General features: G+C 54.3%; 19 protein-coding genes. 4 read left to right on the top strand and 15 right to left on the bottom strand.

The genetic code is table 11. The features are described from left to right. Positions 1–270: 270 nt before the first annotated feature. From hemG to pepQ, 4 genes are read right to left on the bottom strand one after another with little or no spacing between them, the layout of a single operon-like run. Entirely contained in the window at positions 271–816 is a 546-nt protein-coding gene (gene hemG / locus F3J30_RS22070; protein WP_014072238.1) for a menaquinone-dependent protoporphyrinogen IX dehydrogenase, read from the bottom strand. 11 nt (positions 817–827) lie between these two features. Beyond that, a complete protein-coding gene (gene trkH, locus F3J30_RS22065) occupies positions 828–2,279 on the bottom strand; it encodes a Trk system potassium transporter TrkH (protein WP_166718580.1) in 1,452 nt (483 codons plus the stop codon). Positions 2,280–2,319: 40 nt separating this feature from the next. After that, on the bottom strand, positions 2,320–2,934 hold the full coding sequence (locus tag F3J30_RS22060) for an IMPACT family protein (RefSeq protein ID WP_014072240.1): 615 nt from the start codon (positions 2,932–2,934) through the stop codon (positions 2,320–2,322). Beyond that, positions 2,934–4,265 (bottom strand): Xaa-Pro dipeptidase, encoded by a 1,332-nt coding sequence (pepQ, locus tag F3J30_RS22055; RefSeq protein ID WP_166718581.1) that lies wholly within the window; start codon positions 4,263–4,265, stop codon positions 2,934–2,936. The genes F3J30_RS22060 and pepQ overlap by 1 nt, the downstream gene beginning before the upstream one ends. A 190-nt stretch (positions 4,266–4,455) precedes the next feature. On the opposite strand from pepQ, the gene fadB reads away from it, so the two are divergent. Beyond that, positions 4,456–6,645: a fatty acid oxidation complex subunit alpha FadB gene (fadB, locus tag F3J30_RS22050; RefSeq protein WP_166718579.1), complete on the top strand. Its 2,190-nt coding sequence runs from the start codon at positions 4,456–4,458 to the stop codon at positions 6,643–6,645. Positions 6,646–6,654: 9 nt separating this feature from the next. Next, positions 6,655–7,818 carry an acetyl-CoA C-acyltransferase FadA gene (gene fadA, locus F3J30_RS22045; RefSeq protein ID WP_166718578.1) on the top strand — a complete coding sequence of 388 codons (1,164 nt, stop codon included), beginning with the start codon at positions 6,655–6,657 and terminating at the stop codon, positions 7,816–7,818. A gap of 166 nt (positions 7,819–7,984) precedes the next feature. Here fadA and fre read toward each other — a convergent pair whose 3' ends face one another. Then, positions 7,985–8,686, bottom strand: coding sequence for an NAD(P)H-flavin reductase (gene fre, locus F3J30_RS22040; RefSeq protein WP_014072244.1), 702 nt, complete (start codon positions 8,684–8,686; stop codon positions 7,985–7,987). Between the two features lie 30 nt (positions 8,687–8,716). After that, a complete protein-coding gene (ubiD, locus tag F3J30_RS22035) occupies positions 8,717–10,222 on the bottom strand; it encodes a 4-hydroxy-3-polyprenylbenzoate decarboxylase (protein WP_014072245.1) in 1,506 nt (501 codons plus the stop codon). Positions 10,223–10,392: 170 nt separating this feature from the next. On the opposite strand from ubiD, the gene rfaH reads away from it, so the two are divergent. Then, complete coding sequence (gene rfaH, locus F3J30_RS22030) at positions 10,393–10,884, top strand: transcription/translation regulatory transformer protein RfaH (protein ID WP_166718577.1); 492 nt, start codon at positions 10,393–10,395, stop codon at positions 10,882–10,884. On the opposite strand, the gene tatD is transcribed toward rfaH, so the two are convergent. From tatD to udp, 9 genes are all read right to left on the bottom strand, one after another. After that, positions 10,881–11,663: a 3'-5' ssDNA/RNA exonuclease TatD gene (gene tatD / locus F3J30_RS22025; protein ID WP_166718576.1), complete on the bottom strand. Its 783-nt coding sequence runs from the start codon at positions 11,661–11,663 to the stop codon at positions 10,881–10,883. The two genes, rfaH and tatD, sit on opposite strands and share 4 nt — an antisense overlap. A gap of 41 nt (positions 11,664–11,704) precedes the next feature. Beyond that, a complete protein-coding gene (gene tatC, locus F3J30_RS22020; protein WP_166718575.1) occupies positions 11,705–12,478 on the bottom strand; it encodes a Sec-independent protein translocase subunit TatC in 774 nt (257 codons plus the stop codon). A 2-nt stretch (positions 12,479–12,480) separates the two neighbouring features. Beyond that, positions 12,481–13,029: a Sec-independent protein translocase protein TatB gene (gene tatB / locus F3J30_RS22015; protein WP_166718574.1), complete on the bottom strand. Its 549-nt coding sequence runs from the start codon at positions 13,027–13,029 to the stop codon at positions 12,481–12,483. 3 nt (positions 13,030–13,032) lie between these two features. Beyond that, positions 13,033–13,287 carry a Sec-independent protein translocase subunit TatA gene (tatA, locus tag F3J30_RS22010; protein WP_014072250.1) on the bottom strand — a complete coding sequence of 85 codons (255 nt, stop codon included), beginning with the start codon at positions 13,285–13,287 and terminating at the stop codon, positions 13,033–13,035. 76 nt (positions 13,288–13,363) lie between these two features. Beyond that, positions 13,364–15,004, bottom strand: a complete 1,641-nt coding sequence (gene ubiB / locus F3J30_RS22005; protein WP_014072251.1) for a ubiquinone biosynthesis regulatory protein kinase UbiB — start codon at positions 15,002–15,004, stop codon at positions 13,364–13,366. After that, the gene (ubiJ, locus tag F3J30_RS22000; protein ID WP_166718573.1) at positions 15,001–15,606 is read right to left on the bottom strand and encodes a ubiquinone biosynthesis protein UbiJ; all 606 of its coding nucleotides are present in this window, start codon (positions 15,604–15,606) and stop codon (positions 15,001–15,003) included. Before ubiJ ends, ubiB begins: the two co-directional genes overlap by 4 nt. A 13-nt stretch (positions 15,607–15,619) precedes the next feature. Beyond that, a complete protein-coding gene (gene ubiE / locus F3J30_RS21995; RefSeq protein WP_014072253.1) occupies positions 15,620–16,375 on the bottom strand; it encodes a bifunctional demethylmenaquinone methyltransferase/2-methoxy-6-polyprenyl-1,4-benzoquinol methylase UbiE in 756 nt (251 codons plus the stop codon). Positions 16,376–16,441: 66 nt separating this feature from the next. Further along, positions 16,442–17,899 carry a DNA recombination protein RmuC gene (gene rmuC, locus F3J30_RS21990; protein WP_166718572.1) on the bottom strand — a complete coding sequence of 486 codons (1,458 nt, stop codon included), beginning with the start codon at positions 17,897–17,899 and terminating at the stop codon, positions 16,442–16,444. Positions 17,900–18,039: 140 nt separating this feature from the next. Then, positions 18,040–18,801, bottom strand: a complete 762-nt coding sequence (gene udp, locus F3J30_RS21985; RefSeq protein ID WP_014072255.1) for a uridine phosphorylase — start codon at positions 18,799–18,801, stop codon at positions 18,040–18,042. Between the two features lie 259 nt (positions 18,802–19,060). Here udp and F3J30_RS21980 point away from each other — a divergent pair, with 259 nt between their 5' ends. Continuing rightward, the gene (locus tag F3J30_RS21980; protein WP_166718571.1) at positions 19,061–19,867 is read left to right on the top strand and encodes a dienelactone hydrolase family protein; all 807 of its coding nucleotides are present in this window, start codon (positions 19,061–19,063) and stop codon (positions 19,865–19,867) included. Positions 19,868–19,894: the final 27 nt, after the last annotated feature.

The following is a 19,894-nucleotide window of genomic DNA, read 5'->3' as shown; positions in this document are numbered from 1 at the left end:
AGATTGTCTGATAAATTGTTAAAGAGCAGTGCCGCTTCGTTTTCGCTGCGGCGCGGGGTGTGCATATTACGCTTTCCCGCTACAGAGTCAAGCATTTATTTTCGCTTTTCTCCGGGATTCTTCAGCGGCTTTCGCCGGAGAACCCTGCTGACCCGGCGGCTTGCTTGCCGTTGTTCCGTGTCAGTGGAGGCGCATTATAGGGAGTTATTCTGAAGTGACAAGCATAAAATTCAAAAAACTTTTCGTTCGCTCACTTTTCAAACTTTGCGTTTATTTTACCTTCGAATCGGCCGTTAATTGTGCGATTTCACGCGCAAAACTGGCGACCTGCGCCCAGTCGGTATAGACCACTTCTTTACGGGTATCCGTTTCACCGCCGGTCATCTTCATAATAAGACGGATCATAAAGCGGTCGTACCAGCGATAACGTGGGTAACGCAGCGCGCCCGCAAATACGGCACACAGATCTGGCTGCCACGGAGAGCCCAGCAAAAACTTACGCGTGTAGCTGTTCGTCTGCGGTGTGCGTTTCTCTGCTTTGCGCGCAACCAGGTTTACGGAATAGAAAGCGCCAGGCAATGCATTCAGCACCGCCGTATGCTTTTTCACAAAGCTATCCAGCGCAGGATGGAAATGCCCGTAACGAATAGACGCCCCAATGACCACACGATCGTAGTCCTGCCAGCTAATCTCTTCTGTACGGTTCAGGTTCACGACATCCGCGTAAACCCCCAGCTCTTTTAATTCAGATGCCAGATAAGAGGCAATCTCACGGGTTTGCCCGTCACGTGTAGAGAATAGAATAAGTGTTTTCAACAATGACTCCCTTACTCGCGCCAGAATGTTGGGGTAAACAGCACCAGCAGCGTAAAGACCTCAAGACGCCCGAACAACATGTTGGCAATTAAGATCCATTTCGCCACCGGGTTCATACTGGCAAAGTTATCCGCCACCACGCCCAGCCCTGGCCCCAGGTTATTAAGCGTTGCCACCACGGACGCGAAAGCAGAGAAATCATCCACCCCAGTTGCAATAATGGCGAGCATACTGACGATAAAGACCAGCGCATAGGCAGAGAAGAATCCCCACACCGCTTCGAGGATACGTTCCGGCAGCGCACGGTTCCCCAGTTTAATGCTGTAAACCGCGTTCGGGTGGACCAGGCGTTTCAGCTCACGGTTCCCCTGCTTAAACAGCAGCAGGATACGAATCACCTTCAGACCACCGCCCGTAGACCCGGCGCAGCCGCCAATAAATGCAGAGCACAACAACAGCACAGGCAGGAACAACGGCCAGCGCGCAATGCTGTCGGTTGTGAAGCCCGCCGTTGTCGCCATCGACACAACCTGGAAGAAGGCCTGATTAAGCGTCGTGATTGCCGAGTTATAAACATCGTGAAGCCACAACACCAGAGTACAGATGACAACCAGAGTAAGCTGGACGCCAATAAACATGCGGAATTCCGGGTCGCGCCAGTAGACCTTCAGGCTACGCCCGCTTAATAAAGAGAAGTGCAAACCATAGTTACAGCCGGAGATCAGCAAGAAGATAGCAATAATGGTGTTGATTGTCGGGCTGTCGAAGTAGCCCACGCTGGCATCGTGCGTAGAGAAGCCACCAATGGCGATCGTGGCAAAGCTATGGCCAATGGCATCAAAGGCAGGCATCCCGGCAAACCACAGCGCCAGCGCACAGGCAACCGTCAGTAAGACGTAAATAAGCCACAGCGTTTTCGCCGTTTCGGCAATACGCGGGCGCATCTTGTTATCTTTCAACGGGCCGGGCATTTCGGCGCGATACAACTGCATCCCCCCGACGCCCAGAATCGGCAGAATGGCCACGGCCAGCACAATGATCCCCATACCGCCGAACCATTGCAGCATTTGCCGGTAGAAGAGGATCGCGTGGGGTAGTGAATCCAGCCCCACCAGCGTGGTTGCCCCAGTGGTGGTTAAGCCTGAAAACGATTCAAAGAAAGCGTCCGTGATGGTCAGATTCGGTTGCTCAGCAAAGATGAAAGGTAGCGCACCCACGCTCCCCAGCACCGTCCAGAACAAGACGACAATCAAAAACCCTTCCCGGGATTTCAGTTCACCTTTCTCACGACGGTTAGGCCACCACAGCATCGAACCGATCATCAGCGCGACAAAGAACGTCTGGGTAAACGCACGCCCCGCGCCGTCCCGGTAGATAAGTGCCACCAGGCCTGGGAGAATCATCGTCCCGGAAAAGAGTATGACCAGCAGTCCAACGATTCGGGTAATGGCACGAAAATGCATCTCTGCCGCTTCCTTTGGTATTCAAAAAGTAAGGTGGGGATTATTCTTCAATCGGCAGCAATTGCAACGAACCACGACTAAAATCAGCTAGTTTTGCTGAAAAAGCATCCAGTTCTGCCTGAGGAAGCGCCACACGCAACTGTACTGTCGCCTGGTAATCACTGTGCGCAATCACGCCATTAAATTGCTTTAGCAGGGTTTCGATACCCGATAACTGTGCGTAATCGCACAACAAAGTATATTCGGTAAGTGGCGTTTTGCGGGTTGTGATCAGCAGATTAAGTGCCTGCTGAACACCGCCACCGTAGGCTTTAACCAGCCCACCCGTTCCGAGCAAAATGCCGCCATAGTAGCGAACTACTACAGCGGTTATTTCTCCCACACCGCTTCCCATTAGCTGAGAAAGCATGGGTTTACCGGCCGTGCCAGCCGGTTCACCATCATCAGAAAAACCCAGTTGCTGTGAGTCATCCGGCGGCCCGGCCACCCACGCGACGCAGTGGTGACGCGCATCAGGATGTTGCGCGCGGACGGACTCCACAAACGCCTTTGCCGCCTCTACGCCGTCGGTGTGCGCCAACAGCGTAATAAAGCGGCTTTTCTTGATTTCCTCAACAAAGGTGACCGGTTCCGCCGGTATCAGCCAGCTTTCCATCAGGCCAGTTTCAGATCTCGCGTCATGTTCTCGACACCGTTTTCGTGGATAACCACGTTATCTTCGATACGAATACCGCCAAACGGTTTCAGCGCTTCAATTTTTTCCCAGTTGAAGTGCTTGCTGAACTGGCCTTCACGCCACGGCGCCAGCAGGGATTCGATAAAGTAGATACCCGGTTCAATGGTCAGCACCATACGCGGCTCGATAATACGCGTGCAGCGCAGGTACGGATATTTAGACGGTGCCGCCAGATGCGTGCCCGTGTCGTCCTGCATAAAGCCCGCGACATCATGAACCTGAAGACCCAGCGGGTGACCAATACCGTGCGGCATGAACGGCCCGGTCAGGTTGTTTTCCACCATCGCTTCTTCGCTCATATCCTTCACAATCTGGTGCTTACGCAGCAGCTTTGCGATGCGCTGATGGAACTGGATGTGGTAATCCACGTAGCTGGTTCCCGCTTTCATGGTGCCGATAAGTGCCAGCTGCTCGTCATTCACGTCTTTGATCAGATGTGCAAAATCGGTATCACCGTGGGCCGCCCAGGTACGGGTCAGGTCAGCGGCATAGCCGTTGTACTCGGCACCCGCATCCAGCAGGAAGCTGCGCATCTCGGACGGAACATGGTGATCCAGTTTGGTGTAGTGCAGAACAGACGCGTGCTCATTCAGCGCCACGATGTTGCTGTACGGCACATCGGTATCACGGTGGCCGGTTGCCGTCAGGTATGCCTGGTTGATATCGAACTCGCTCATGCCAGACAGGAACGCTTCATGCGCAGCACGGTGGCCCGTCACCGCCGTTTTTTGCGCTTCACGCATACAGAAGAGTTCGTAATCAGTTTTATAAGCGCGGTAATAGTGCAGATAATCCAGAACCCCTTTCGGATTCAGTTTGTCAGCCGGAATATCCAGACCCAGCGCACGCTCTGGCACAGGACCAATATAGGCAATATTGCCACGCGCAGCAGGCAACTGGCTGCCAATCCCGTCGGCTTTCGGCAGCGCGATCACGTCCACCTCTTCGGTCCAGAAGGTTGTTGGCAGCGGTTCAACGTTGTGCCAGTAATCCACCGGCAAATAGAACCACAGCTTCGGCTTGTTCACGCCATCCACCAGCAACCAGCAATTTGGAACCTGTGTCACCGGCACCCAGGCTTTAAACTGCGGGTTGACCTTAAACGGGTAAGCATGGTCATCAAGGAAGGTATTCATCAGCTCGCCGGAGTGGATAAGCAGGGCATCCAGCTTAAAACGAGCCAGTACATCGCGGGTACGTTCCTGTAGGGTAACGATATGATTTTTATAGAGCGCAGCCAGTGAGTCCATCATTTATCCTTTCGTTTTTTCGACCTCAAGTCTTCGCATCTTAGCACACCTGCCCTCACCTGCGTGATTTCCACCGAGCGTGATCAATGCAGCAATTTCTTAATGAGTAATTTGCATTTTATTAACATAAATTCCACACTCCGTTTCATCTGGTATGACCAGATCCAATTGCTGGATTCAGGAGACTGACATGCTCTACAAAGGCGACACCCTGTACCTCAACTGGCTGGAAGATGGCATTGCCGAACTGGTGTTCGATGCCCCCGGCTCAGTAAACAAGCTCGATACCGCGACGGTGGCCAGTCTTGGCCAGGCGCTGGATGTACTTGAAAAGCAATCTGATTTAAAAGGGCTGCTGCTGCGATCTAACAAAGCGGCCTTTATTGTCGGTGCCGATATCACCGAATTCTTGTCTCTGTTCCTGGTACCGGAAGAACAGCTGAGCCAGTGGCTGCATTTTGCTAACAGCGTCTTTAACCGCCTGGAAGATTTACCTGTCCCGACGATCTCCGCCGTTAACGGCTACGCGCTGGGCGGTGGCTGCGAATGTGTGCTGGCCACAGATTATCGTCTGGCGACACCAGACCTGCGTATTGGCCTGCCGGAAACCAAACTGGGCATCATGCCGGGCTTTGGTGGCTCTGTACGTATGCCACGTATGTTGGGTGCCGATAGCGCCCTGGAAATTATTGCCGCGGGTAAAGATATCGGCGCGGAGCAAGCGCAGAAAATTGGCCTGGTGGATGGCGTCGTTAAGCCAGAAAAACTGGTTGAAGGTGCTATCGCCATTCTGCGTCAGGCTATTAATGGCGATCTCGACTGGAAAGCGAAACGCCAGCCGAAGCTTGAGCCCTTAAAGCTCAGTAAAATTGAAGCGGCCATGAGTTTCACCATTGCCAAAGGCATGGTGATGCAGACCGCAGGTAAACACTACCCGGCCCCTATCACGGCGGTAAAAACCATTGAAGCCGCTGCCCGCTTTGGCCGTGAAGAGGCGCTTAAATTAGAAAACCAGAGCTTCGTTCCTTTGGCGCACACCAACGAAGCGCGCGCTCTGGTGGGCATCTTCCTGAACGATCAGTTCGTTAAAGGTAAAGCCAAACAGCTGACCAAAAACGTTGAGACACCAAAACACGCAGCGGTGCTCGGCGCAGGCATTATGGGTGGCGGTATCGCTTACCAGTCCGCCTGGAAAGGCGTGCCGGTAGTGATGAAAGATATCAGCGAAAAATCCCTGACGCTGGGCATGACCGAAGCGGCCAAATTGCTCAATAAGCAGCTTGAACGCGGCAAGATTGATGGCCTGAAACTCGCGGGTGTAATTTCCACTATCCAGCCAACCCTGGAATACAGCGGTTTCGATCGCGTTGATGTGGTTGTCGAAGCCGTGGTTGAAAACCCAAAAGTTAAAAAAGCAGTGCTGGCAGAAACTGAAGATAAGGTTCGCCAGGACACCGTTCTGGCATCCAATACCTCCACCATCCCGATTAGCGAACTGGCCAGCGTCCTGAAGCGCCCGGAAAACTTCTGCGGTATGCACTTCTTTAACCCGGTTCACCGGATGCCGCTGGTTGAAGTCATTCGTGGGGAAAAAACCGCTGATGACACAATTGCCAAAGTGGTGGCGTGGGCCAGCAAAATGGGCAAAACGCCGATCGTGGTGAACGACTGCCCGGGTTTCTTTGTGAACCGCGTGCTGTTCCCTTACTTTGCTGGTTTTAGCCAGCTGCTTCGCGACGGTGCAGATTTCCGCAAAGTCGATAAAGTGATGGAAAAACAGTTCGGCTGGCCGATGGGCCCGGCGTATCTGCTGGATGTGGTCGGTATCGACACGGCGCATCACGCACAGGCCGTCATGGCCGCGGGCTTCCCGCAGCGTATGAGCAAAGATTATCGCGATGCCATCGACGCCATGTTCGATGCCAACCGTTTTGGTCAGAAAAACGGTCTGGGCTTCTGGCGTTATAAAGAAGACAGCAAAGGCAAGCCGAAGAAAGAAGAAGATGCGGCGGTGGAAAGCCTGCTGGCGGACGTCAGTGCGCCAAAACGCGACTTCACCGACGAGGAGATTATCGCTCGCATGATGATCCCAATGGTTAACGAAGTGGTGCGTTGCCTGGAAGAAGGCATCATCGCCAGCCCGGCAGAAGCGGATATGGCGCTGGTCTATGGCCTCGGTTTCCCTCCATTCCATGGCGGTGCGTTCCGCTGGCTGGATACGCTTGGCAGCGCGAAGTACCTCGATATGGCCCAGCAGTATCAGCACCTCGGTCCGCTCTATGCCGTACCGGAAGGTCTGCGTAATAAAGCGCGCCATAACGAACCCTACTATCCAGCAGTTGAGCCTGCCCGTCCGGTTGGCGAGCTGAAAACGGCTTAAGGAGTCACAATGGAAAAGGTTGTCATTGTCGATGCAATTCGCACCCCCATGGGCCGTTCAAAGGGCGGCGCATTCCGTAACGTTCGCGCGGAAGATCTCTCCGCGCACCTGATGCGTAGCCTGCTGGCGCGTAATCCGGCGCTGGATCCCACCGCGCTGGACGATATCTACTGGGGCTGCGTGCAGCAGACCCTGGAGCAAGGTTTTAACATCGCCCGTAATGCAGCATTACTGGCTGAAATCCCGCATTCCGTACCGGCGGTGACCGTTAACCGCCTGTGCGGCTCGTCAATGCAGGCACTGCATGATGCTGCCCGTATGATCATGACCGGCGATGCACAGGCCTGCATGATTGGCGGCGTGGAGCATATGGGTCACGTGCCGATGAGCCACGGGGTCGATTTCCACCCGGGCATGAGCCGTAACGTGGCGAAAGCGGCGGGCATGATGGGGCTGACCGCCGAGATGCTCTCGCGAATGCACGGCATTAGCCGTGAAATGCAGGACGCCTTCGCTGCGCGCTCTCACGCCCGCGCCTGGGCTGCCACGCAGTCTGGCGCATTTAAAAACGAGATTATCCCAACCGGCGGGCACGACGCTGACGGCGTACTGAAGCAGTTCAGCTACGACGAAGTGATCCGCCCGGAAACCACGGTCGAAGCACTTTCCACACTGCGCCCGGCATTTGACCCGGTAACAGGTACAGTGACCGCAGGAACATCTTCTGCCCTTTCCGATGGTGCTGCCGCGATGCTGGTGATGAGCGAAAGTCGCGCCCGCGAGTTAGGCCTGACGCCACGCGCCCGTATTCGTTCGATGGCGGTGGTCGGTTGTGATCCGTCGATTATGGGTTACGGCCCGGTTCCGGCGTCGAAACTGGCGCTGAAAAAAGCGGGATTAACCGCCAGCGATATCGACCTGTTTGAGATGAATGAAGCCTTTGCCGCCCAGATCCTGCCGTGCATTAAAGATCTGGGGTTGATGGACAAGATCGACGAGAAGATTAACCTCAACGGCGGCGCGATCGCACTCGGTCACCCGCTGGGTTGTTCCGGTGCACGTATCAGCACCACCCTGATTAACCTGATGGAACGCAAGGATGCCCAGTTTGGTCTGGCAACCATGTGTATTGGGTTGGGTCAGGGTATCGCGACAGTGTTTGAGAGGGTGTAAATCAGGAAAAGTATCGTAGGCCCGATAAGCATCGCGCCATCGGGCTGTTGCCGGGAGGCGCTGCGCTTTCCCGGCCTACGAAAAGCATCTCGCCGTATTCACGAAGAGAGACAGTTTAGTTGCCGTTCTTCCCGCCTGTCAGGGGCGGGTTTTTTATTTCGTTTATTTAGATAAACGCAAATGCATCGCCGAACAGGCGGTCTTCACGCGCACCGCGTTCGTTACAGAACAGGTCACGAGCAATTTTCGCCATCTCAAAACGACCCGCAATATAGATATCGTGCTCCGCAAGCGTGCCGTAATCCTGCAATACCGCCGTCAGCACCGTGCCGCTGCGCCCACGCCAGCCTTCTTCCGGCTGCTCGACAACCGGCTCAATACGCAGGTTCGGATGGTTAATGCTCAGTGCTTCCAGCTCGGACAGATCGTAGAGATGTTTCTCTTCGCGTCCACCCCAGTAGATGGTGATATCACGGTCTGGATTGCGTGCCAGTGCGGTCAACAGAATAGAACGGGCGTAAGAGAAGCCGGTACCGCCAGCAATCAGGATCAGCGGACGGTCTTCGTCTTCACGCAACCAGGCGTCACCGTGAGGAATATCCACCAGGATTTCGCGCTCTTTCAGAATGCGATCCATCACGGCCATCGCATACAGGTTAAGCTCTGACGCACCAATATGAAGCTCGATGAATTCCTGCTCTGCTGGCGTAGAGGCCATAGAGAAAGGACGCTTATCTCGTTCATCCATCACGACCATCAAGTACTGACCAGCGCGGAAAGAGAATGCCGCTTCTGGCACTAAACGGACGCGATATACGGTGTCGGTGATAGCATCTACCGAGGTCACTTTACAGCTTAAGGTTGTCATTCGCTCTCTCTGTCGGGAAGTCTATAGGGCTTAACGGTCAGATTCGGGTTTACCGTTATTCATTATGGCCAGCTCGTCCCAGATCGCGTCAATTCGCGCGGTCACGGCAGGATCTTTTTTGATCGGGCGGCCCCACTCTCGGTCGGTTTCGCCAGGCCATTTGTTTGTGGCATCCAGTCCCATTTTTGAGCCAAGACCGGAAACCGGCGAGGCAAAATCCAGATAATCAATCGGTGTGTTTTCCACTAACACCGTGTCACGTGCCGGGTCCATCCGCGTGGTGATGGCCCAGATAACGTCATTCCAGTCGCGGGCATTGACGTCATCATCACAGACAATAACAAACTTGGTATACATAAACTGGCGCAGGAACGACCATACGCCCATCATCACGCGTTTGGCGTGACCCGCATACTGCTTCTTCATTGTTACCACAGCCAGGCGATAAGAGCATCCTTCCGGCGGCAGATAGAAATCAACAATTTCCGGGAACTGCTTTTGCAGAATAGGCACAAACACTTCGTTCAGCGCCACACCGAGAACGGCCGGTTCATCCGGTGGACGACCGGTGTAGGTCGAGTGATAAATGGCATCTTCACGCTGGGTGATGTGGGTAACGGTAAACACCGGGAAGTTATCGACTTCGTTGTAATAACCCGTGTGATCGCCATATGGACCTTCCGGTGCCATTTCACCCTGCTCAATGTAACCTTCCAGCACGATTTCCGCACTGGCCGGTACTTCCAGGTCATTGGAAATACACTTCACCACTTCGGTTTTGGTGCCGCGCAGCAAGCCTGCAAATGCGTATTCAGAAAGCGTATCAGGAACAGGCGTAACTGCCCCCAGGATGGTTGCCGGATCGGCGCCCAGCGCCACGGAAACTGGGAAACGCTCGCCTGGGTGTTCAGCACACCACTCCTGGAAATCCAGTGCGCCGCCGCGATGCGACAGCCAGCGCATAATCAACTTGTTTTTACCAATCAGCTGCTGGCGATAAATGCCGAGGTTTTGCCGCTCTTTGTACGGACCACGCGTAACGGTCAGTCCCCAGGTGATAAGCGGCGCAGCATCTTCGGGCCAGCACTGCATAATGGGGATTTTCGTCAGATCAACTGCCTCACCTTCCAGCACTTTTTGCTGGCACGGCGCACCGCGCAGGCGTTTGGTTGGCATGTTCAACACCTGCTTAAATTGCGGCAGTTTGTCGAACAGATCGCGGAAGCCTTTTGGTGGCTCCGGCTCTTTCAGAAAGGCCAGCAGTTTGCCCACTTCACGTAACGCAGTGACATCCTCTTGCCCCATGCCCAACGCCACACGACGTGGTGTGCCAAACAGGTTGCAGAGCACCGGCATGGAGTAACCTTTTGGATTTTCAAATAACAGCGCAGGGCCACCGGCACGCAGGGTGCGGTCAGCAATTTCTGTCATTTCCAGATAAGGATCAACAGGAAGCGTAATCCGTTTGAGTTCGCCCTGCTTTTCCAGCAGCGCCAGGAAGTCGCGTAGATCGTGGTATTTCATGCAGTTAGTCATGGCCTCTCTGTAAGCGCTTCATTATACGGCGTAAGACTGCGTGATGCTGTAATTTTGTTAAATTAGCGTGAACTTCCGCGTCTTACTCCACTTTCGGCCATTATAATCAACTTAGCGATCCCGCCAGGGTTTTGATATGCTTGCGCCCCGAACTAAGGGAAAGAGTGATTATGCAGGCCTGGTATTTACTGTATTGCAAACGCGGGCAACTTCAGCGCGCGCAGGAACATCTTGAACGTCAGTCAGTGCATTGCCTGACGCCGGTGATCACGCTTGAAAAAATGCAGCGCGGGAAACGTGCGATGGTCAGCGAACCTCTGTTCCCGAACTATCTGTTCGTCGAGTTCGACCCGGAAGTGATCCACACCACCACCATCAGTGCCACGCGCGGCGTCAGCCACTTTGTACGTTTTGGCGCGCACCCGGCAACAGTGCCTTCAACGGTCATTCACCAGCTTTCGGTCTACCAGCAACCTGAAGATATCACCGATCCAGAAACGCCTTACACTGGCGATGACGTGGTGATCACCGAAGGTGCATTTGAAGGGTTACAGGCCATTTTCTCTGAACCGGACGGCGAAGCACGCTCCATGCTGTTGCTCAATCTGTTGAACAAGCAGGTGCTTCAGAGCGTCAAAAACACCGATTTCCGCAAACTTTAAAACTGCACACCGAACAGGCGGCGCACGTTGTCATCCGTTTGTGCCGCCACCCACTGTGGTTCTTCTCCACGCCAGCGTGCCACGCTTTCCACAATATGCCCCAGAAATGCCGGTTCATTACGTCGTGAAGAGGGTTTTGGCGAGAGGTCACGCGGCAGAAGATAAGGCGCGTCCGTCTCCACCAACAGCCGTTCGGCAGGAATAACAGGCAGCAACTCTCGCAGCTCCAGCCCACGCCGTTCATCACAGACCCAACCCGTGATCCCCAGATATAGCCCCCGATTCAGGCAATCCAGCGCCTCCTGCCGGGAGCCGGTAAAACAGTGCAATACCGAGCCGGGCAGCTTATCCAGCCAGGGTTCGAGCAGCGCAAGAAAACGTTCGTGGGCATCACGGCAGTGCATAAACACCGGCATCCCCAGTTCAGCCGCCAGCGCAAGCTGAGCGGTAAAGGCGTGTTCTTGTTCAGCGGGGGTGGAAAAGTTGCGGTTGAAATCCAGCCCGCATTCGCCAATCGCCACCACTTCTGGCGTGTTTGCCAGCGCATGAAGGATTTCGGCACTCTCTGCATTCCAGGTGCTACTGTCATGTGGATGCACCCCCGCAGTTGACCAGCAGTGTGCATAATGCCGGGCAAGCTGCTGCGCCTGTTCGCTTTCATGCAGACTGGTTCCCGTCAGCAGCAGGCCTTTCACCCCGGCGGAGAAGGCGCGTGCGACAACGTCATCGCGATCTTTGGCAAACTGAGAGCTGGTGAGGTTAAGGCCAATATCAAACATGCGGTTTCCCATGTAAAAACCGCCCTGACGGGCGGCTGGTTTTATTCTTCAGTGGTCTTGTCTGACTCGTCGTCTTCTTCGCCTTCCTGCGGGCGTCGTTTGCCGACGTAGAACCGCGAGAAGAACACGCCAACTTCAAACAGACAGTACATCGGTATGGCCAGAAGCGTTTGCGAGAACACATCCGGCGGCGTCAGTAACATGCCGACCACAAATGCCCCAACCAGGATATACGGGCGTTTCTTACGCAGGTCTTCCGGCGTGGTCACGCCGACCCAGCACAGCAGCACAATCGCCACCGGGACTTCAAACGCCACGCCAAACGCCATAAACAGCGCCATGACAAAGCTGAGATAGCTGGCGATATCGGTCGAAACCTGCACCCCTTCCGGCGCAGTATGCGTCAGGAAGCCAAAGGCCAGAGGGAAGACCACGAAATAAGCGAACGCCATACCGATATAGAACAGCAGCGAGCTGGACACCAGCAGCGGGATCACCAGCTTGCGTTCATGCTTATAGAGCGCCGGGGCCACAAACGCCCAGACCTGGTACAAAATGACTGGCGCAGACGCAATCAGCGATACCCAGAAGGTCAGCTTGATTGGGGTAAAGAACGGTGAAGCAACGTCCGTTGCGATCATCGTTGCACCCAGCGGCATTTGCTTAATTAGCGGCGCAGAAACCACCTGGTAGATATCGTTGGCGAAATAGACCAATCCTAAGAAAATGATGCAAACCGCAATAATGCAGTTCAGCAGGCGCTTGCGCAGCTCAATAAGGTGCGCAATAAGCGGTTGAGTATCATCTACTGCCATGTTTACGCTTTATCACTCGACGAGGGGGATGATTCGGAAACAGACGCAGCGGCTTTAGCTTCGGTCGCCGCAGCGTTAACAACGGGCTCATCCGGCTGCACCTGTTTTTTCACTTCGGGTTCCTGCGGCGTCTGTTCAGGTGCTGTGGCCTGATGCTCTGCGCTGGCAGGGGTCACCCCCTCTCGCTGCGCTTCGCTCTCTTTTACCACCGGGTTATGGATGGTATTTGCTTCATCGCTCGCTTTTTCAGGATCGTTGACGCTGTAAGAGCGTTTCATGGATTCCGCGGCTTCGCGCAGTTCATCCATCGAGGCTTTGAGCTCTGGCGTCAGGTTATCCATGCTCGCCTTCTCAACCTTTTTCAGGCTATCCTGAAACTCCTGAAGCTTAAGCTCCTGCGCCAGTTCGTTCTGTACCGTGGTGGCCAGCGATCGAAGCGCACGCACCCAACCCGCAACAGTTTTTACCGCAACGGGTAAACGCTGCGGGCCCAGCACAATCAGGCCAATCACAAAGACCAGCAGCAGTTCACCAAAACCAATGTCGAACACGAATTACACCTGCTCTTTATCGTGGCGTTTAGCGTCTTCCTTTTTGGCTTCATCTTGCTTGTCGGCAATGGATTTAGCAGTAAAATCAGCGTCCTGGCTGGATTTTTCCTGCTTATTTTCATCATCACTCATCGCTTTCTTGAAGCCTTTGATGGACGCGCCGAGGTCGGAACCGATGGAACCGAGCTTTTTGGTGCCAAACAGCAGCACGACGATGACGGCAATGATCAACAATTGCCAGATACTGATACCACCCATACATGTTCCTCAGTGATAGATGATTAATTAATCAGGTCGCATTATACGTATGCGACCCGGCGATAGCGACGCAAATTCAGCGCGTTTTTCTCCAGCCCGCAAACCAGACCACCACACCGCCGGCCATCAGCCAGGCAGGCATCATCTGCCAGTCCGGGCGATTGATCAGCAGCAGCGTTCCGCTCAGCAGCAATGTCGCACCAATCCCAAAGAGATAACGGGACTGTCCCTGACGAACGCGATTGGACTGAAGCTCGCGGGCGATTTTATCCATGCTGTGCTGAAGGTTCTTGCTCTGACGCAAACTGTCGTAAACCAGTTCAGGTATTTCCGGCATTTTTTCAATCCAGAACGGGGCTTTCTCTTTGAAAGAGCGCACCAGCGCCGGAATGCCGACCTGATCCTTAATCCAGGATTCGAGGAAAGGTTTCGCTGTTTTCCACAAGTCTAACTGAGGATAGAGCTGACGGCCTACGCCCTCAACGTAAAGTAATGTTTTCTGAAGTAAAACTAACTGTGGCTGAACTTCCATATTAAAGCGGCGCGCGGTGTTAAACAGGTTCAGCAAAACATGGCCGAATGAAATTTCTGCCAGCGGTTTTTCGAAAATCGGCTCACACACGGTACGGATAGCGAATTCGAACTCTTCAACGTTAGTATCCGGCGGAACCCAACCAGAATCCACGTGCAGCTCAGCAACCTTACGGTAGTCGCGGTTGAAAAATGCGATAAAGTTTTCCGCGAGGTAGCGCTTATCTTCTTTGTTCAGTGAGCCCACAATACCGCAGTCGATACCGATGTATTTCGGGTTTTCCGGGTGCTCATAGCTGACGAAAATATTGCCCGGATGCATATCCGCATGGAAGAAGCTGTCGCGGAACACCTGGGTGAAGAACACCTGCACACCGCGTTCGGCCAGCAGTTTCATGTTGGTTCCCTGGTTTTCGAGAGCCACCACGTCTGATACAGGAATACCGTAGATACGCTCCATGACCAGCATATTCTGGCTACAGTAGTCAGAGTAAACCTCAGGAACATACAGCATCGGGCTGTCTTCAAAATTACGGCGCAGCTGGATGGCGTTTGCCGCTTCACGCAGCAGGTTGAGCTCATCAATCAGCGTTTTTTCGTACTCGCGCACAACTTCCATTGGACGCAGGCGTCGACCGTCCGGCAGCAGGCGCGGAACCCAGCGTGCAAGGCGGTAGATAAGCTTCATGTCCGCCTTGATAACCGGCAGGATGTCCGGGCGGATCACCTTGATGACGATCTCTTTGCCATTTTCTTTCAGGCGCGCAGTATGCACCTGAGCAATGGAGGCCGATGCCAGCGGCTGAATTTCAAAATCGTCAAACCAGGTTTCGACAGGGATATTACCCATCGCCTCTTCAATTTGCTGCTTAGCTCGCGCACCGTCAAAAGGCGCGACGCGATCCTGCAATAAAGCCAGCTGATCGGCGATGGTAGGCGGGAAGAGATCCCGGCGGGTAGAGAGCATCTGCCCAAATTTGATCCATACCGGGCCAAGTTCCTGCAATGCCAGACGCAGGCGTTCACCCAGCGGCTGATCCTTATGGCGATTTGGCATCCAGAACAACATCCGCCGCCAGATTCGAAGCGGCAGAGTGATACGCATTTTGGGGATAAGCTCGTCGAGCCCGTAACTCAAAAAGGTGTGGACGATAAAATAGAGGCGCCGAATTTCACCAGGCGTCATTTGCCCTCCAGTTTTTCCAGCCGTTTGGTTAGCGCGTCAACCGCACGTTCGACAGCAGCGGTTTCTTCTGCAAACCATGCCACTTCAAGTGGTCCCGGAGCCATACGCCACTCTTCAGTCAACACCTCGGCTGCGTAGCGCTGTTGGCGCTGAACGGTTTTACGCAGAAATGTAGAACCACCGTGAATGACTTTGCTGATCCCTTCGGCGGCGATGTCGCCAATATAGGGTGCAAGCAGTTCCGCCGGGTCGAACTCGGCAAGATCGCTTAGCGCAACGAAGTTCTGCACAACCTGAATGTCACCTTCGACTTCCAGTTCGCCGCTACGGATAAGCGCAGTCAGTTGCTGGCGGTCGCGCAGTTTTGGCAACACGCTCATGTGCGTGATAACCGAGCAGTCGGCCTCACCTTCCCACTCGCCCAGGACATCAAGCTGGCGCTCGCTGAACACCAGCACCAGCGGCGTCGAGAACTCTTTTAAAACAATACGTAATACCTTTCCGTTGAGCCGCTGACGCGCAGTTTTTAGCGCAGGAGCACGGTACAGAAAGGCATTCAGTGCATTCTCGATGCCTGCGGTGACTAAAGGTTTAAAGGGCACGGGACACCTCCACTCAGAACTTATAACCGCGATGCAGCGCGACGACACCCGCCGTCATGTTGAAGTACTCAACGTTTTCAAACTCAGCATCCTGCATCATCGCTTTTAAGGTGTCCTGATCCGGGTGCATGCGGATAGATTCCGCCAGATAGCGATAGCTTTCCGCATCGTTTGCCACCAGCTCACCAATGCGCGGCAGCACGTGGAACGAATAGGCATCATAAGCTTTGCTCAGCGGCTCGATAATCGGTTTGGAGAACTCGAGCACCAGCAGACGGCCACCCGGCTTCAGCACGCGGTACATGGAACGCAGCGCTTTGTCTTTATCAGTGACATTACGCAGGCCAAACGAGATGGTGATGCAGTCAAAAGTGTTGTCCGGGAACGGCAGCGCTTCGGCGTTTGCCTGTACATATTCAACGTTACCCACAACGCCGATGTTACGCAGCTTCTCACGTCCCATTTTCAGCATGGAGTCGTTAATATCTGCCAACACCACGCGACCGGTTTCGCCAACCAGACGTGAAAACTTCGCCGTCAGATCGCCTGTGCCACCCGCTAAATCGAGTACCGTTTGCCCACGACGCACACCGCTACAGTCAATGGTGAAGCGCTTCCACAAGCGATGAATGCCGAATGACATCAAGTCATTCATCACATCGTACTTCGCCGCCACGGAATGAAATACGTGGGCCACCATGTCAGCCTTCTGCGCTTTAGCAACAGTCTGAAAGCCAAAGTGCGTCGTGTCTTGTGAATCGTCAACCATCTCAGAGCCTGCTTATCAGTCAAATGTCCGTGAAGTGTAACAGATTGGGCGCGTTTGCCCTACGGTTCAACCACCGTGAAAGAAACGATTCGGCGGTTCGGAAGGTGATAAATCCGCGGCTAAATCGTTGTCTTCGCTGTCTGTATTTTGCTCACCTGCCTCTTCCCGCAGACGATATTCCTCATCCTGAGCGGTAGCCTGTTCAACCATTTCAGGATTAATCTCGCGTTTAACCTCCACCCCCAGGCTACGGAATGCCTCCGCTTGTGCCAGCAGGTTGCCGCGCCCGGAAGAGAGCTTTTTCATCGCCTGGCGGTAGTTATCCTGCGCGCGATCTAAGCTTTGCCCAACGGAGGACATATCGTCCACAAACAGGCGCATTTTGTCGTACAGCTTGCTGGCGCGATCGGCAATCTGCTGTGCGTTACGGCTTTGGTGCTCGTAGCGCCAGAGGTTTGCAATCGTCCGTAGCGCCACCAGCAGCGTCGTGGGGCTCACCAGCATAATGTTATTTTTCAGTGCTTCGGTTATCAGTTCGGGCTGTCTGTCGAGTGCCAGCAGGAATGCGGGCTCCACCGGAATAAACATCAGCACGTAATCCAGGGAGCGTAACCCCGGTAGCTGCTGATAGTCTTTGCGGCCCAGCAGACGAATGTGGTTGCGGACAGAGGCGATATGCTCTTGTAGCGCAGACTCACGGATGTCATCGTCCTCGGCATTGAAGTAGCGTTCGTACGCCACCAGCGTCATTTTGGCGTCGATAACGACGTCTTTGCCCTGCGGCAGGCGCACAATGACATCAGGCTGCATCCGCGAGCGGGCATCATTTTCGATGCTGACCTGCGTTTCATACTCGTACCCTTCACGCAGGCCAGAGGCCTCCAGCACGCGGGTCAGTACCACTTCACCCCAGTTGCCCTGCGCTTTGTTGTCGCCTTTAAGCGCGCGCGTCAGGTTAACCGCCTCTTGCGCCATCTGCGCGTTCAGTTGCTGGAGGTTACGTATTTCATGTGCCAGGGTGTGACGTTCGCGCGCCTCCTGGCCAAAGCTGTCCTGCACCTGGCGACGAAAACCGTCCAGCTGTTCACGCAGCGGTGTGAGCAGGCTGTTCAGGCTCTGGCGGTTTTGTTCGTCAACACGGCGGTTGCTGTGCTCAAAAATGCGGTTCGCCAGGTTTTCGAACTGTTCGCTCAGGCGCTGCTCGCTGTTGATCATCTGGCGGATTTTGTCTTCCGCATGGAGCTGGGTCGATTCAAGACGGGTGGTGACTTCGCGCAGATCGGCTTCCAGCGAGGTGTTGATGTCGCGCAGATTGCGCAGTTCGTTATTGAGCAGCTCGCACTCGTCGCGCCAGTGTCCGCTCTGGGTAAGCTGTTGTTTCGCGGCACTGAGCTCAGCGACCATCTCTTCGCGTTCTGCCAGTTGATCGGCCTTATGCTGCGCGTGCTGATAGCTGGAGATAAGCCAGCCTATTCCCACGCCCACCAGCGCAATCACCGCATAAATCAGGATTGAGATATCCACAATGCCCCCTGCATCAACGTTTTACCCGCACAAAATAGAATTGTGCTGTATAAACGTCCAGTTTGAAAGGCTTTTCCTGCGAGGCGCTACGCAAAAAAGAAAAGGCCGAACGAGTCGGCCTTTTATCGAAGAACAGAGGACTAGATCAGGCGGCGAGCCGCTTCAACCACAATTTTCACCGCATGGCTTTCAGTCTGCTTCATGGTTTCAGCGTTCGGGATCTCCTGCTGAGTACGGTTAACGATAACACCCGCCACCATACCGGCACGCAGACCCTGGCTTGCGCACATGGTCAGCAACGTTGCAGATTCCATTTCGTAGTTCATCACGCCCATAGATTGCCACTCTTCCATTGAGCCTTTGAAGCGGCTCACTACGCGACCAGAGAAGGTGTCGTAACGCTCCTGGCCCGGGTAGAAGGTATCGGAAGAGGCGGTAACGCCGATGTGCGTTGTTGCGCCCACAGATTTCGCGGCTTCAACCAGCGCGGTGGTGCATTCGAAATCCGCCACTGCCGGGAATTCCATTGGCGCAAAGTGCAGGCTTGCACCGTCCAGACGCACAGATGCCGTCGTGACCAGCACGTCACCCACATTGATATGCGGCTGAATTGCGCCGGTGGTGCCGATACGCAGGAAAGTACGGATACCCAGCTGCGCCAGCTCTTCAACCGCAATAGAAGTAGACGGGCCACCGATACCGGTAGAACACACGATCACCGCTTTACCATCCAGCTCTGCGCGCCAGGTGGTGAATTCACGATGGGATGCCAGCTTAACCGGCTTATCCATCAGCGCGGCGATCTTTTCCACACGCTCTGGATCGCCAGGGACGATAGCGAGCGTAGCCCCTTGTAAATCGTTTTTAGTGAGGCCGAGATGAAAAACATCAGACTTAGACATAGGTGACTCCTCTGTGGGTCGGTTTGTCAGAAGAAGTAAAACGGTACTTTACAGAAGCAGTGTGCGTAATTTCGTGACGAATCTCACCATGAATGAAAATGATTGCAGTTAATTTCCATAAATAAGTGATCAACATCACATTAACAATGTTATGCCGTGGTGTGTTGCACAAAAGATAGACCGTTTAAGGCACTGTGGGTTGTTAACCTTGTGACTATATTTACCTTTGCGCTAACTCAACATTGGTACGGAGAATGCCATGACTGAAAAAACCGGTTTTGCACCTGCTGCTGCCCCTCATGCTTCAACCATCGTCACGACTCCAGAAGAAGCCATTAGTGCAGGAGAGACATCCATTCCCTCACAGGGAGATAACATGCCGGCTTACCATGCACGCCCGAAATCGGCCGATGGTGCTCTGCCGGTCGTGATTGTGATACAAGAAATTTTCGGCGTACATGAGCATATTCGCGATGTGTGCCGTCGACTGGCGCTGGAAGGCTATCTGGCTATCGCGCCAGAGCTCTATTTCCGCCAGGGCGATCCAAATGACTACAGCGATATCCCGACGCTGTTCACCAATCTGGTCAGCAAAGTCCCGGACGCACAAGTGCTGGCAGACCTGGACCATGTCGCCAGTTGGGCGGCACGTAACGGCGGCGACCCGCATCGCTTGATGGTGACCGGTTTCTGCTGGGGCGGCCGCATCAGTTGGCTGTACGCCGCGCATAACCCGCAGCTCAAGGCTGCCGTGGCGTGGTACGGCAAGCTGGTCGGCGAAAAAACGTTGAACTCACCTAAGCAACCGCTGGATATCGCCGTGGATCTTAACGCCCCCGTGCTGGGTTTGTACGGCGGCCAGGATACCGGCATCCCGCTCGATACCGTAGAAACCATGCGCCACGCACTGCGGGCGGCAAATGCGAAGGCGGAAATCGTGGTTTATCCCGATGCAGGACATGCCTTTAACGCGGATTATCGGCCAAGCTATCACGAAGAATCCGCGAAAGATGGCTGGCAACGTATGCTGGCCTGGTTCCGCCTATACGGCGCTAAAAAGGGTTAAGCGGCTCACAAATTGGTGCATGAAGCG

The organism is Enterobacter sp. Tr-810 (genome assembly GCF_011752765.1).
GTDB lineage: Bacteria > Pseudomonadota > Gammaproteobacteria > Enterobacterales > Enterobacteriaceae > Enterobacter > Enterobacter soli.
Note: the sequence above shows the minus strand (reverse complement) of the source record. Positions and strands in the feature narration are given on the sequence as shown.

Coding starts and splice junctions, on each gene's coding strand:
- F3J30_RS22060 (WP_014072240.1), bottom strand. CDS start 2,934: ATGGAAAGCTGGCTGATACCGGCGGAACCGGTCACCTTTGTTGAGGAA.
- fadA (WP_166718578.1), top strand. CDS start 6,655: ATGGAAAAGGTTGTCATTGTCGATGCAATTCGCACCCCCATGGGCCGT.
- ubiE (WP_014072253.1), bottom strand. CDS start 16,375: ATGGTTGACGATTCACAAGACACGACGCACTTTGGCTTTCAGACTGTT.
- fadB (WP_166718579.1), top strand. CDS start 4,456: ATGCTCTACAAAGGCGACACCCTGTACCTCAACTGGCTGGAAGATGGC.
- tatA (WP_014072250.1), bottom strand. CDS start 13,287: ATGGGTGGTATCAGTATCTGGCAATTGTTGATCATTGCCGTCATCGTC.
- rfaH (WP_166718577.1), top strand. CDS start 10,393: ATGCAGGCCTGGTATTTACTGTATTGCAAACGCGGGCAACTTCAGCGC.
- ubiD (WP_014072245.1), bottom strand. CDS start 10,222: ATGACTAACTGCATGAAATACCACGATCTACGCGACTTCCTGGCGCTG.
- fre (WP_014072244.1), bottom strand. CDS start 8,686: ATGACAACCTTAAGCTGTAAAGTGACCTCGGTAGATGCTATCACCGAC.
- trkH (WP_166718580.1), bottom strand. CDS start 2,279: ATGCATTTTCGTGCCATTACCCGAATCGTTGGACTGCTGGTCATACTC.
- udp (WP_014072255.1), bottom strand. CDS start 18,801: ATGTCTAAGTCTGATGTTTTTCATCTCGGCCTCACTAAAAACGATTTA.
- F3J30_RS21980 (WP_166718571.1), top strand. CDS start 19,061: ATGACTGAAAAAACCGGTTTTGCACCTGCTGCTGCCCCTCATGCTTCA.
- tatD (WP_166718576.1), bottom strand. CDS start 11,663: ATGTTTGATATTGGCCTTAACCTCACCAGCTCTCAGTTTGCCAAAGAT.
- pepQ (WP_166718581.1), bottom strand. CDS start 4,265: ATGGACTCACTGGCTGCGCTCTATAAAAATCATATCGTTACCCTACAG.
- ubiB (WP_014072251.1), bottom strand. CDS start 15,004: ATGACGCCTGGTGAAATTCGGCGCCTCTATTTTATCGTCCACACCTTT.
- tatC (WP_166718575.1), bottom strand. CDS start 12,478: ATGGCAGTAGATGATACTCAACCGCTTATTGCGCACCTTATTGAGCTG.